This is a genomic window from Lentilactobacillus dabitei (assembly GCF_019061365.1).
GTDB classification, from domain to species: Bacteria; Bacillota; Bacilli; order Lactobacillales; family Lactobacillaceae; genus Lentilactobacillus; species Lentilactobacillus dabitei.
Genome location: NZ_JAHPPD010000077.1, coordinates 1 through 13,446, shown reverse-complemented (window position 1 = coordinate 13,446; position 13,446 = coordinate 1). Strand labels below are relative to the sequence as shown.

Annotated in this window: 12 protein-coding genes and 1 pseudogene; 6 read left to right on the top strand and 7 right to left on the bottom strand. The window is 43.5% G+C overall.

The annotated features are described in order from the left end of the window. Positions 1 to 148: 148 nt before the first annotated feature. Positions 149 to 1,393, bottom strand: coding sequence for an MFS transporter (locus KTE19_RS10770; RefSeq protein WP_217342272.1), 1,245 nt, complete (start codon positions 1,391 to 1,393; stop codon positions 149 to 151). A gap of 326 nt (positions 1,394 to 1,719) precedes the next feature. Here KTE19_RS10770 and pyrF point away from each other — a divergent pair, with 326 nt between their 5' ends. The 3 genes from pyrF to KTE19_RS10755 are packed head-to-tail and all read left to right on the top strand — an operon-like array spanning position 1,720 to position 4,013. After that, complete coding sequence (gene pyrF, locus KTE19_RS10765) at positions 1,720 to 2,439, top strand: orotidine-5'-phosphate decarboxylase (protein WP_217162066.1); 720 nt, start codon at positions 1,720 to 1,722, stop codon at positions 2,437 to 2,439. Then, positions 2,429 to 3,076, top strand: a complete 648-nt coding sequence (gene pyrE, locus KTE19_RS10760) for an orotate phosphoribosyltransferase (RefSeq protein WP_217162064.1) — start codon at positions 2,429 to 2,431, stop codon at positions 3,074 to 3,076. Before pyrF ends, pyrE begins: the two co-directional genes overlap by 11 nt. Continuing rightward, positions 3,066 to 4,013, top strand: a complete 948-nt coding sequence (locus tag KTE19_RS10755) for a dihydroorotate oxidase (protein ID WP_217162062.1) — start codon at positions 3,066 to 3,068, stop codon at positions 4,011 to 4,013. The genes pyrE and KTE19_RS10755 overlap by 11 nt, the downstream gene beginning before the upstream one ends. Before the next feature lie 108 nt (positions 4,014 to 4,121). Here KTE19_RS10755 and KTE19_RS10750 read toward each other — a convergent pair whose 3' ends face one another. Then, positions 4,122 to 4,970, bottom strand: a complete 849-nt coding sequence (locus KTE19_RS10750) for a hypothetical protein (protein WP_217342271.1) — start codon at positions 4,968 to 4,970, stop codon at positions 4,122 to 4,124. 220 nt (positions 4,971 to 5,190) lie between these two features. Here KTE19_RS10750 and KTE19_RS10745 point away from each other — a divergent pair, with 220 nt between their 5' ends. Together KTE19_RS10745 and KTE19_RS14030 are read left to right on the top strand one after the other, a co-directional pair. Next, on the top strand, positions 5,191 to 5,847 hold the full coding sequence (locus KTE19_RS10745; protein ID WP_249778640.1) for a D-alanyl-D-alanine carboxypeptidase: 657 nt from the start codon (positions 5,191 to 5,193) through the stop codon (positions 5,845 to 5,847). A 55-nt stretch (positions 5,848 to 5,902) separates the two neighbouring features. Further along, the gene (locus tag KTE19_RS14030) at positions 5,903 to 6,046 is read left to right on the top strand and encodes a hypothetical protein (RefSeq protein ID WP_249778407.1); all 144 of its coding nucleotides are present in this window, start codon (positions 5,903 to 5,905) and stop codon (positions 6,044 to 6,046) included. Positions 6,047 to 6,261: 215 nt separating this feature from the next. Here the strand turns inward: KTE19_RS14030 and KTE19_RS10740 are convergent, their stop codons facing one another. The 4 genes and pseudogenes from KTE19_RS10740 to KTE19_RS10725 form a co-directional block, all read right to left on the bottom strand. Beyond that, positions 6,262 to 7,122 carry a MetQ/NlpA family ABC transporter substrate-binding protein gene (locus KTE19_RS10740; protein WP_217162058.1) on the bottom strand — a complete coding sequence of 287 codons (861 nt, stop codon included), beginning with the start codon at positions 7,120 to 7,122 and terminating at the stop codon, positions 6,262 to 6,264. A gap of 12 nt (positions 7,123 to 7,134) precedes the next feature. Beyond that, positions 7,135 to 7,809 carry a methionine ABC transporter permease gene (locus KTE19_RS10735; protein ID WP_217162057.1) on the bottom strand — a complete coding sequence of 225 codons (675 nt, stop codon included), beginning with the start codon at positions 7,807 to 7,809 and terminating at the stop codon, positions 7,135 to 7,137. Further along, positions 7,787 to 8,882 (bottom strand): annotated as a pseudogene (locus KTE19_RS14160) (methionine ABC transporter ATP-binding protein). Before KTE19_RS14160 ends, KTE19_RS10735 begins: the two are co-directional and overlap by 23 nt. A gap of 29 nt (positions 8,883 to 8,911) precedes the next feature. Further along, entirely contained in the window at positions 8,912 to 9,682 is a 771-nt protein-coding gene (locus tag KTE19_RS10725) for an acetoin reductase (protein WP_217162055.1), read from the bottom strand. 469 nt (positions 9,683 to 10,151) lie between these two features. Here KTE19_RS10725 and KTE19_RS10720 point away from each other — a divergent pair, with 469 nt between their 5' ends. Next, on the top strand, positions 10,152 to 12,680 hold the full coding sequence (locus KTE19_RS10720; RefSeq protein WP_217342270.1) for an excinuclease ABC subunit UvrA: 2,529 nt from the start codon (positions 10,152 to 10,154) through the stop codon (positions 12,678 to 12,680). Between the two features lie 279 nt (positions 12,681 to 12,959). Here KTE19_RS10720 and KTE19_RS14360 read toward each other — a convergent pair whose 3' ends face one another. After that, on the bottom strand, positions 12,960 to 13,382 hold the full coding sequence (locus KTE19_RS14360) for a helix-turn-helix domain-containing protein (protein ID WP_217162053.1): 423 nt from the start codon (positions 13,380 to 13,382) through the stop codon (positions 12,960 to 12,962). Between the last annotated feature and the right edge of the window lie 64 nt (positions 13,383 to 13,446).

Sequence of the window (13,446 nt, the reverse complement as noted above, 5' to 3'; positions counted from 1 at the left end):
TTTTTTATTCTAACGAGAAACAAAAAATCTGTCATCAGTAATAGATAAAATCTATTACCAACAACAGATATTGTAGAACCCCTTTTTGCGGTTGAAACTTTACTTCATAATGATCTAAAGATATTTGAATGATTGATTAAACTATTGCTTAAGCCGTTTGCCGTGAGCTCAACTTTTTCAACCCTGGTAGGGTAACCATTGTGACAAAGCTGATGACGTAAAGGATTGATAGGAAGCCCATGACAACTGTCAGTGAGTAGTGATCCATCAAGATACCAATGACCACTGACGAGAAGCCACCAACTGCCCGGCCGATGTTGACAATCACGTTATTAGCAGTTGAGCGGATTTCAGTTGGGTACAAGCGACTGATGACTGCGCCGTAACCGCCGAACATTCCGTTTGAGAAGAAGCCGACGATCGCACCGATGATTAATAGTGAAACCGTGTTATGAGCCAACGTAATCGTGAAGACCATTGCAGCCGAAGCAAGCAGGAAGATACCAAATGCGCGGCGTGGACCAAAGTAATCCAGAATTGAACCAAAAGTCATCATGCCCAAACTCATCCCGATGATTGTGGCAATCATCCAAAGTGATGAGCCGGAAACATTTAAGCCAAGTTGTTTTTGAACGATGATTGGCAGCCAGTTCATCAGGCCAAAGTAGCCGGCAATTTGAACAGTTGTCATAATCATCAAGGCGAAACTTTGATAAGCTAATTTTGGTGAACTGAACATGTATTTGAATACGGCACTGGTAGTTGATTCTTTTTCGGCTTTCTTAGCTTGGACAAACTCAGTGGTTTCAGTCAAGTGACGACGGACAAAGTATGTCAGGACAACCGGCACGATTCCAAGGAGGAAGAGTGCGTGCCAACCAAGCGTGGGGATGACCAAGGCCGCTGTAACTGCAGCTAAAATAGCCCCAATTTGGCCACCGATTGCGGCTACTGAAGTCATCTTACCGATTTGGTTCTTGTGGAACGATTCAGCAATCAGTGAAATACCGACACCGTACTCACCACCGGCACCGATTCCAGCTAAGAACCGCAAAATATAAATTAATGTAATGTTATTGGCGAAAGCCATCATGGCAGTTGCGAAGGCAAAAATGAAGATGGTATAGGTAAACGTCTTAACTCGGCCAAATCGGTCACCGACCAAGCCAAAGATGACACCACCGAACAACATGCCCAAGTTGGTGATTGAACCAATTAATCCGGCAGCGCCACCACTGAGATGTAGTTGGCCGATCATTGAACTCATCGCAAACGATAAAAGTAGCACATCCATATTTTCCAATGCGAATCCAGAACTGGTAGAAGCAATAACCCATTTCTGATTCTTGGTAAAAGTATGGCTGTGCGTAAGTGATGCTTTGGTATTTTCCATGTCGAATTCCTCCAAATGAATGCTCGCTGACATTCGTTATTTTTGTTGTTCACATTATTACATGGATATTGGGGGATTGCAAGGCGTCAATTCAGAATATCTGTGATTGTCTGTTTGACTTTAATAAAAGCAGACAGAATTCACTTGAACTGCGTCTGTCAACGTGATAAAGTTATTAACAAATAAAAGAGCTTTAATTTGGTTCAGAGAGGCCAAAAGCGGATGAAAATTAAATCAAGAGTCCGTGATTTTGCGAGGATGAGTGCGTTAGTGTGCTGAATTCTGCAGTCTCGGGCTCTTTTTATGTCATTAGATGGAGGGTAATTATGCGAGGACCATTAATTGTATCATTGGATGTTGCTAACAAGGAAGGCCTATTCAAAATCATCGACCAGTTTCCAAGCGATGAGGGCATGACTGTGAAGATTGGGATGGAACTTTTCTATGGGGAAGGTCCCGACATTGTTCGCCAACTCTTGGCTAAAGGATTCAAAGTGTTCTTGGATCTTAAGCTGCAAGATATTCCCAACACGGTTAAAATGGGAATGATGCAAATTGGTCGACTAGGCGTCACCTATACGACTGTTCACGCGTTAGGCGGTTCAGAAATGATTGCTGCCGCAAAGGAAGGCCTGGAGCTTGGCAGTGAAGAAGCTGGGGTTCCAAGCCCTAAGCTCTTGGCGGTGACAGAATTAACTTCCATCACTGATGATGCTTTAAAAAATGAGCAGAACTGTCGGTTAGATATGGTTGATCAAGTGGTTTCATTGGCAAAACTCGCCAAGCAATCCGGTGCCGATGGGGTCATTACCTCACCACTTGAAGTTAGCTCATTGAAAAAACAAGTGGGCGATGACTTCTTATACGTCACCCCAGGAATTCGGCCTGCTAATTTTCCTAAGGATGACCAATCAAGAACTGCAACGCCTAAGCAAGCCGCTGAATATGGCAGTTCAGCCTTAGTTGTCGGCCGGCCAATCATCCGGGCAACCGATCCAGTCGCCGCTTATCACAAACTATTAGAGGAGTGGAATTATGCAAACTGATCAAATCATTCAATCATTAATTGATAATCAAATTGTTAGTATCAACCTTGAAAAGCCATTTAGATATGCAAGTGGCATTTTGTCCCCAATCTACACTGATTTCAGATTGACGATTTCCATTCCATCATTACGCGACATGATTGCGGATGGCTTAGCTGAAAATATCAAGAAAAACTATCCTGATGCAACGGTTATTGGCGGTGTGGCAACCGCTGGAATTCCACATGCTGCTTGGGTTGCCGAACGAATGAACCTGCCACTGATCTACGTGCGGGCCAAGCCTAAAGATCACGGTGCCGGCAAACAAATTGAGGGTCGGATTACCAAGGACGACAAGGTTGTTTTGATTGATGATTTAATTTCCACGGGTGGTAGTGTGTTGGGCGCTGTCAAAGCGGTTCGCAACGAGGGCGTTAACGTGATTGGCGTGGCCTCAGTATTTACTTATGGCTTGCCTGATGCTGACAAGAATTTTGCCGCTGCCGATACCAAATTAGCACCCCTTCTAAGTTACGCAGAACTGATCAAACAAGGTCATAAAGAAAACAAATTCTCAGATGAACAGTACTCACGATTATCAACTTGGCATAAAGCCCCTTGGGACTGGACAAAACGGGAGGAAGCAAATGCAAAGTAATATTTCGCTCGCATCACAAATTGGTGACTACAAGTTTGACAACCTCTTGTTAAACGCAGCTGGCATTCGTTGTGCCACAACCGAAGAGCTCGATAAGATCTTAGATTCTGATGCGGGTGGTTGTGTGACGAAGAGTGCCACGCCAGAACCTCGAAAAGGGAATGAAAGTCCCCGGATGAAAGCCACTTCGATGGGCTGCATCAATTCGATGGGACTTCCTAACCATGGGCTGGATTATTATTTGGAATTTGCTGAAGCCAATCAAGGCAAGAATGGCAAACAAGTCATTTTATCAGTTGCTGGTTTATCGATTGACCAAAACATTGAAATGCTCAAGAAAATTCAGGCCAGTTCATTTGCTGGCTTGACTGAATTGAACCTCTCCTGCCCAAATATTGCTGGTAAATCACAAGTAGGTTATGACTTTGAAGCAGTTAGGGATGTGTTGACGTCAGCCTTTAGTTTCTTCAAGAAACCATTAGGCTTGAAGTTGCCCCCATACTTTGACTTCAACCAGTTTGACGGCATCGCCGAAGTATTGAATGATTTTCCGGTGACTTACATTAATGTTATTAATTCGATCGGCAATGGTTTAGTTGTTGATCCCGAAACTGAATCAGTGGTCATCAAACCTAAGGGTGGCTTTGGTGGTTTGGGTGGCGATTACGTCAAGCCAACTGCTTTAGCCAACGTGAGAGCCTTACGGCAACGATTGAGACCAGAAATTTCAATCATCGGTACCGGTGGGATTAAATCCGGTAAGGACGTCTTTGAGCACGTCCTGTGCGGTGCCAACCTTGTTCAAATCGGAACGGCTTTTGGATTTGACGGAACGCCAATTTTTGAACGGATTTCGAAAGAATTAAAAGCCATTATGGAAAAGAAAGGCTACAAGACCCTTGATGAATTTAGGGGTAAGCTAAAGACAATTGAATAGTTAAAAAAAGGCGGCTTGCAAAATTCGAATTTTGCAAGCCGCCTTTTTTCACTTAAATTCTGAGATCAAATCGCTTTTCGTCCCAATTTCTTCCTATGTCTCAGAAAATTAATCACCTGCAGACATATCCACTAAATTATAGAAGGGATGGTCACCGACATTGTAGGTGATCCAGCTTACGTCCTGCCAATTTTCATCGCCATAACGCCACTCTTGATGCTGGCTGTGCAACTTTTTGATTGCTAATCGATAGTATTTTGCAGAAACTTTCTTGGCAGCAAGCCCCTTAATTGGTTTTTTAAAATAAATGTAGGAAGTATTTCCCTTAACTTTGAATGAGTTAACTTTCACAGAGGCACTCGGTTTAATCGTCCAAAGTGGATTATTTATCACTACGGTCGTTTTGGTGGATTGCCAACTGTTTAGAACGCCGTAATGTTTCAGCCGGGCGGTGGTGTAATACTGCAGGTAGCCATCTAGCGTAATGTAGAAGATTGGTCGATAATTACCGGCTTTATTGTTGGTGTAGCCATTTCCGGCCTGCAGAGCCAGTGTTCGGATCGGTAATTTTAATTTGTATGGGGTGAAGTATTTCGTATTGTACTGTTTGACATTCAATTCAGGGCCCTTGGTAACCTGATAAATGTGTTGCTGCTTTTGGTAACTCACGAGGCCCCGGGTTAGTTGCCCAAAAGATGGACCTTCTTTGGTAGAACCAGTTGCTTCAAGCTTCAGAATGGTGCCTTTCGGGGTGATAATTTTGTGACCTTTTTTACCATTAACTTTAGTGTATTGCCCCGTAAAAATTGGCCGTTTAACTTTCACGTATTGAATGTGAATATCGTTTCCTAAGTCGGTATAAGCATGAGCCGCAATTGCTGAAGAACAGAGAATTGCGATCGCCGCGCCAGCAGTGATTGCTAATTGTTTTGTCAGTTGAGCTTTGATTAAATGCATTAAGAGATTCCCCCCCATAGTGATTAAATAAACTTTTGGATTGTTGAATTCACATTAACATAAATTTCGATGGGGTGACAATGAAGATGTTTCAAAATAAAAATATTCACGGGTCGTTCAATCAATGGTTGACGGGCATCGATCATTTGCTGGTATAATTAATTGTTGGATGCAAAATGGGGTTATTTAGAGATCGAATGATTCTGAAAAGGGGATAATTATGTTAAACAAATTAAAATTAACGTTGATTTTATTGGGAACGATTTTCGGCTTTGCAATCATGATGAACAGCGTTATCGAAGCCAGCAAGATTCCGACCAATTACACTTTTGACTATCAGAAGGCGCAAGTGGGTTCTGTGCCGTACAAAGCCAAATCACTCAACAAATCGGCATATCTATGGAATTACCGTCATACGAAGCGGCTGCATAACATTAAGAATTATCCAAATTCAAACTGGTACGTTTTTTACGCTCAGGTTAAAAATTACAACGGCAAACGAGCAGTTTACTATTATGTGGGCGCCAGTTCGAATTTCAAGATCAAAGGTTGGGTCTGGAGTGGCTATCTTACTCGATTGCTAGCAAAATCGCCAACTGATTTTTCCTCTGAATCAGCCTTTACTCATTATGTTAAGACAGACCGATCACAGCGATTGGCCAGAGCAATTCTAAAGCTGTTTCCCAATGCCAAGTTGAAGCTCGATTTATCTAAAGCTGCCGTGACTGGATTTGACAACAAACCAAGCTTTGACCCAAATTACACGAACTACGTGGATGTTGATGGGATGAAGCCTGCTGGTGCAAGTCAAAACAGTGACAACATCATGTGGTATTTAAGCAAAAACAGCCGGCAAACCAATCACACCAAGAATTAATCATGTCAAGAGCATCCTAAATGATAACGGTTATACCGATGAGAAACGCCAAAGTATGAATAACGACTATATTGGAATTGCATCGTTTGACGGCGCCCAAGACAGTCCGAGTTCATATTTCACAACCCCATATCCCTCTGAGCAGTTGGATGATAGTCAAAATAATGGAACGTTAATTTATCTAGCGACTGAAAAATAAATCATGAATTGCAAGATTGGGACGAAAGGCGATTTAATCCCAGAATTTAACGAAGCGGACCAATTATTCCGGATTTTTGGAATAGTTGGTCCTCTTTGTTAAATAGCCGGGGTCAGCCGTTTATCGCAAGCTTTATCAATATAAGAATGGAAAACCAAGTTGCATTTATAAACACTTTGCTGACGAATATTAGATTGTTTTTTATATCTAGATCATCATTTCAAATAAGAAAGCGGCTTTTGCACCTCGACTTTTGTTCCGGCATATTGATCTTTGATGTATTTTTGAATTGTTGGTTCATGGTACAGTTTGACCAGCTTTTTGTAGCTTGCGTTACTTTTGTTCTTCTTGGCAGTTGCCAATACGTTGATATTACTTCTGGTATCAGTATCGATTCTTTCGTGGAAGATCGAGTCTTTCAAAACGTTCAAGTGGCCTTCCAGTGCCACCGTATTTGAAATCAAAACGGCATCGACGTTGTGGAGAACTCGAGGACCAGTGGTGTCATCAATTTGTTTGAATTTAAGATGCTTAGGGTTTGAAACAATGTCATTAGTGTTACCCAGCGTGCCAAAGTTTTTCTTTAACTTGATCAGGCCAGCGCTTTGAAGCAGCAACAACCCCCGTGCAGTGTTCGCCGGATTGTTGGCGATGGCGATCGTAGCGTCGTTGGGGATCTGAGTCACCTTTTTGTATTTATCGGAATAAATTCCAAGTGGTTCTAAGTAGGTGGTGCCTAGTGCTGCCAATTGGGCGGTTTTATGTTCCTTATTGTATGCTTCTAAATATGAATAAGATTGAAAGGCGTTCACATCGACGCTACCTTGGGCAGTGGCGTTGTTTAGCTGAACACCATCAGTGATTTGCTTGACTTTGATCTTCAATCCGAGCTTCTTAGCCTGGGGACTTTTAGCAATATGGTTCCAAATGTCATAATCCGATCCTTGCGATCCCACGGTAATCGTTGCGTTCTTTGAGTTGGCAGAACTGCCGGTTAATGCGTGGAGGCCAAAGACGATACCGATAATGACGACAATGGTGAGTAGGGTATAGATAATTCCTTTATGATTTTTCATTTTCATTTTCCTTTATAAATGGACTGTTTTTCTGGCGAGCCAATCGCCAATGATTTGGACGAGAAAGACCATGATCAAAATGGCCAGCATTGCGGCGACTGTGACGTCGTTTTCAAAGCGGGCATAACCAATGCTGATAGCAATGTCACCAAGGCCACCAGACCCAATTGCTCCAGCCATCGTGGTTAAGCCAATTAAACTAATAATCGTGACGATTGATGCCCTGATCAGATCGGGCAGCCCTTCTCTGAGGTAAATTCGAAAAATAATTTCTGGAATACTGGACCCCATTGAGCGGGCAGCCTCAATCACTTGAGGGTCAATCTCAAGTAAGGCATTCTGAACTTGGCGGGCATAAAATGGAAAGATGCCAACAACTAAGGGGACCAGCGCTGCGGTTGTCCCAACGGTTGTGTGGACAATGAAGTTGGTAATTGGGAACATGACGGCTAGCAGAATAATGAAAGGAATCGATCGAAGCAGGTTAACGAGCTTATCAGTCAAACTATACACAGCTTTGTCTTCGGCAATCCCGCCTTCTTGAGTAATAACTAAGACAATGCCAACTGCTAATCCCAAGAGACCGGCAATCAAGGATGACCAAAATGTCATATAAATCGTTTCCCAAATGGATTGGGTAAACTGAGGCCAAATATGAATGACGTTAGGAAATATTTGCTTTAACATGCTTGTTCACTCCTTTCTTGTCGGTGGGAATCAGCTGGACACTAACCCCGTTTTGATTTAAGAAATTGATCCCGTCGGCTAAACGCTTGGTTTCGCCAGATAGAATGATAATTAAGTAACCAATTGAAGTGGACCCGATTCGCTCAATGTTACCAAATAAAATATTGGCCTTCAGTTTGTATGATTCGGTCAGATCGGAAATTAACGATTCTCTGGTGGCCCTTCCCCTGAACTTTAAATACAATAATCGTTCATTATTGGTGAGCTGTTGTAGGCTTTCGTCAGCTTTGATTTGGGCAAGGGCTTCTGGAACATTGGCGGATGAATCGACAAAATTCTGGGTGAGGGCTTGTTTTGGATCTGAGAACACGTCAGCCACAGGACCACGTTCAATGATTTTGCCTTGATCCATAACAGCAACGTGTTGGCAAACGGATTTAATGACCTGCATTTCGTGAGTGATTAAGACGATGGTGAGGTGAAGGGTTTCATTGAGATGCTTGAGTAATTTCAAAATATCGTTAGTCGTTTTAGGATCCAAAGCACTCGTGGCTTCATCACTGACTAAGATATCTGGATCGTTGGCTAACGACCGGGCGATGGCGACCCGCTGCTTTTGACCGCCGGATAACTGTTCGGGATAAGAAGCTTCGAATTCACCCAACCCAACTAATTCGAGGAGCTTTTTTGCCTTTGCTCTTCGATCATGTTTACTAATTGATTGGCTCAAGAGGGGATATTCAACGTTATTCAACACAGTTCTGGAATTGAGTAAGTTAAAGTGCTGAAGGATCATCCCAATTTTTTTGCGGGCTGTTCGCAAATCTGGGTTGGTAAGCTGCTGAAGGTGGCGGGCACTTAACCGTCACGGTACCAGTAGTTGGCCGTTGCAGTAGATTGATCGTTCTAACTAGAGTACTTTTGCCTGCTCCTGAGTAGCCGATAATGCCATAAATGTCTCCTTGATCAATTTGTAGGTTAACGTGATTAACGGCGTGCAGGGTCTTCCCATTTGATTGGAACGTTACACTGACGTCGTGAAGGTCAATAATTGGATTTGTTGCTTCTGCCATATTTTCACTTCCCTTAGTTAGAGTTTATTTTATTGATATCTCATACCGCCATCGACCAGCAAGGACTGGCCGGTGATATAGGCAGCGTGCTTCGAAACAAACCAGGAAACGACTTCGGCAACATCTGCCGGCGTCGCCTCTCTACCCAGGGAAATTTCCGAAAGGCAGTTGGCCCGTTGCTGTTCGACGGTGATGCCATTAATTTCGGCACTTCGCTTGTCGATACCGTCTCGAAGTGGGGTGCGGACAATTCCCGGGTCATATGCATTGACAGTGATCTGGTATTTTGCCAATTCTTTGGACGCGGATTGGGTGATACCACGGATACCAAATTTTGAGGCTGAGTAAGCGCTTTGCAGGGCAGAGGCTTCAACGCCGGCAAGTGAGGCGGCGTTGACAATCCGACCACCGTGGCCTTGCTTGATAAACTGTTCTGCAGCTGCTTGAACACCCCAGTAGGTTCCTTTCAGATTAACATCTAATAGGCGTTCGACGTCATTGGGGTGCGAGTTGACAAATGAATCGATAAAAGCCACGCCAGCGTTATTGATAAAAACAGCTAATTCACCGAAATCTTTGACGGCCGTTTTAACCAGGTCGAATACTTCATCTCGGTGGGCGACGTCAACGTAGTAGGCTTTTGCCTTGAAGCCCGCATCCTTTAAATCTTTGACAACTTTCTTGGCCGTCCGCTGATTAATGTCAGCCACGGCAACTGCGTAACCGTCTTTCGCCAACCGGTGAGCAATTCCTTCACCAATTCCTTGTCCTGCACCTGTCACAATTGCCAACTTTGTCATCTTAACCACTCCTTAATTTTTTGAATAAAAAAAGCACTTCTGTAAATAAATACAGAAGCGCTTGATCGCGATGCCATCCTGAGTTCACTTAATCAGTTACCTAAAAAAGTCTCTTCAACCATCTCATGTAAGAAATGGTGTGTCCCTTAACGAAGACCACTCCGTCTGCCGTTTTCGAGGATGCCGATCGCGTCAGCCAATCATCGGCCATTTTCATTCCCGCACAAAGATCGACTTTCATCAACTGCCGACTCTCTGAACAATGCTTGGTAATTACTTTCCGAATCAAATTGTTTAGATAACATTATTAAAATCAAATGAGATAACACTGATAAAACTAACAGGTTCATTTCGGTTTGTCAACTCATTTTGGAAAATCAAAATGATGTGGAATCTTTGGCGAGAATTAAATTCTAGTGATAACCTAGATTATAACAATATCCAAATGAATTTTCGAAAGGAGTCCAATATGTCATATCAATCTCAACCAACTCAAATCGAAGTCATTGGCGGCAACGTTAATAACCTTAAAAATATCTCGGTCAACATTCCGTTACATCGATTTGTTGCGATCTCCGGCTTGTCGGGATCAGGAAAATCGTCACTGGCGATGGGAATCCTCTATTCTGAAGGGGCTCGCCGTTACCTTGATTCCTTGGCAACGTACACTCGTCGGCGGATCAGTCAAGTTGGCCGGGCAAATGTCAAAGAAGTCCGCCATATTCCGTCTGCACTCGCACTGCGGCAACGGCCAACTGTCCCAGGTGCTCGGTCGACAGTTGGAACCATGACCGAAATTTTCAATGTCTTGCGGTTGATTTACTCCCGATTAGGCTCACCAAAGTGTCCCAATGGCCATCAAGTACCACCAACAATCAAGATTGCCGAGGCAATGGATAAACAAGACGACACGATGGGCGTCATCACTTGCCCGACTTGTGGCGTTAAATTTCATGCTTTTAGCGCGGAAGATTTTGCCTTTAATTCCGATGGTGCCTGCAAGAATTGTCAGGGGCTGGGGATCACCAAACAGCTTGACCCTGACCGGCTGATTGGTGATGAAACGAAAACCATTAAGGATGGGGCAGTTGCCGCATGGCGAACCCCTGGGCGTAACTTCATGCCAATTGTGGCTCAAGCAGCTGGGGTTCGAATCGACGTTCCCTATAATCAGTTGACCGATAAGGAACGGGAAATGGTTTTGCATGGTGGCCAGAAGCATTATGCGATCGACATTCCCAGCAAAAACGGCCGCGTCTTTCATATGGATAACGCACTATACGAAAATGCCTATAATGCCATCGAAGATAGTATGCGAACAACTAAAAGTGATGTTGCTTTGAAGCGGTTGAATCGATTTTACCGGTTCTTCACGTGCCCGGTTTGTCACGGGACGCGAATTAACCCTGACCGACTCAATCAGCTGGTAGCTGGCAAGAATATTGCTGAAGCAAGTAAAATGCCATTGAGCGACCTGCCAAATTTCGTGAACCAAATTAAGACTTGGCTGCCGGCGGATATGCAAAAATTGGCGAATAATCTGACTACCGAGTTACTTAATCAAGTTCAACCACTGTTGGATCTGGGCCTCGATTACCTAACGATGGATCGGGCCGGTGCCAGTCTTTCAACCGGTGAACTGCAACGGATTCAGTTGGGGCGGACATTGCGGACCCAGACCACTGGCGTCCTTTATGTATTGGATGAGCCCTCGGTTGGGTTGCATCCGGATAACGTGGCGGGGTTGATCAAAATCTTTCATCAATTAATCGATCAGGGTAATTCGCTGGTTGTCGTCGATCACGAAACGGCGATTATTGATGCCGCCGACTGGATCATTGAAATTGGTCCTGGTTCCGGCGCCAATGGTGGGACTGTGATTGATCAAGGAACGCCAAAACAAATTCATCACAGTCAACAGTCGCTGGTTCGGCCGTTTTTGACTGGTGAGGGCAAATTGGTAACCCGCCAAATTGTGAGAGATGATGTATTTGTCAAGGGCAGCGTTTCTTTGACGATTACGCACAAGTTCAATTTAAACAATGTGACTGCGCAGTTCCCTGTCAATCGCCTCATTGCCATCACTGGTTTTTCTGGTGCTGGTAAGACAACCTTGGTCCTTGATGGGTTACTGGATGCCTTTCAAGCAAAGTTCCATCACCGGTCAATGCCGGATTACATTTCGGAGTTTGAGTCTGCAAAATTAAAACACATTGTCAGTGTGGATGCGACGCCAGTCGGGAAAAATGCTCGGTCAACTGTGGCTACCTATACGAATATTATGGATAATTTGCGAAAACTGTACGCAGGCTTGCCAGCTGCCAAAAAGGCCGGCTACTCTGCCAGCTATTTTTCATATAACAATAAGCAGGGTGCTTGCCCAACCTGTGGGGGTACCGGCGAGATTTCGCTGGATATTCAATATCTGCCGGATATGGTTGAGGTTTGTCCAACCTGCCACGGGAAACGGTTCAATAACAAAGTCCTTGCGGTGAAGTGGCAGGGAATGTCAATTGCAGATGTCTTGGATTACGATATTGATCACGCAATTGCGCTGTTTAAGGATAATTCTTCGGTGGCTCAGACCCTGAATGTGCTGCAACAGATGGGATTAGGATATCTTCATTTAGGTGAGGCCACTCCAAGCTTATCCGGTGGGGAAGCCCAGCGTTTGAAGCTGACTTCTCACATGAAACGCAGCCAGAATGATACGTTATTTATCTTTGATGAGCCGACGGTGGGATTGCACCCACTGGATGTGCGAGTATTGCTAAGGGTATTCTCTCAACTAATCGATCAAGGCGCCACGGTGTTGATGATCACCCACGATCTGGACTTAATGGCCAACGCGGATTACATGATTGACATGGGTCCCCGCGGTGGTGATCAAGGTGGCAAAATTGTGGCGAAGGGCCAGCCACAGGAATTGATTAAAAATCCTCAGAGTTTGACGACCAGGTATCTGAGGACGCAGTTTGAGAAGTATGAACAACATTAATCAACCTCATGGATCTATTTATAAAGTAAAGGTGATATTGTGGGAATGTTTAGATTAAGAGATTAGGATGAAAGGCGATTTGATCCCAGAATTTAAGTGAAAAAAGTAATGCATTCCAAAATCAGAATGCATTACTTTTTTTGCTTGAATGGCGAGGATCAGCCGTTTGGCGCAGCTTTTATCTAAGTGGCTACGGTGATCTAAGTGAATGATTACGGATTAAAATTAATATATGTCCCGGTCTCATCGAAACTGTTTTTTTATTATTTATGCTCTGAACTAGGCTTTGTCTGCTAATTGGTTCATTTGCCGGTACTGAAGAGGGGATAAACCGGTATGATTTTTAAAAACTCTTGAAAAATAGCTTGTTCTGACAAAGCCAAGTTCTTCAGAAATTTCACGAATGGAATTGTTTGTGGTCAAAAGCTGATTACAAGCATTTTTAATTCGCAGATTAGTAATATATTCTGTAATATTTATGTGAAATCTTTTTTTAAATTCCGTACTAATGTAAGTGGGAGCAAGGTTGACTTTATCTGAGATGGCTTGAAGTGATAAACTACGATTGATATTATTGTTGACAAATTTAATGACGACATCAATTGTTTGTTCTGAATTATTAAACCGAGAATTCGTTTCTAGTCTTTGAAAAGAAGTGTTCGTGGTAGAAAAGAAATTGGGGAGATTATGGATTGAAGTCAATATTTGAGACAGGTTTTAAGAGACATTCAGAACCGCGTTTACCTGCCACAGCTCAAATAAATCA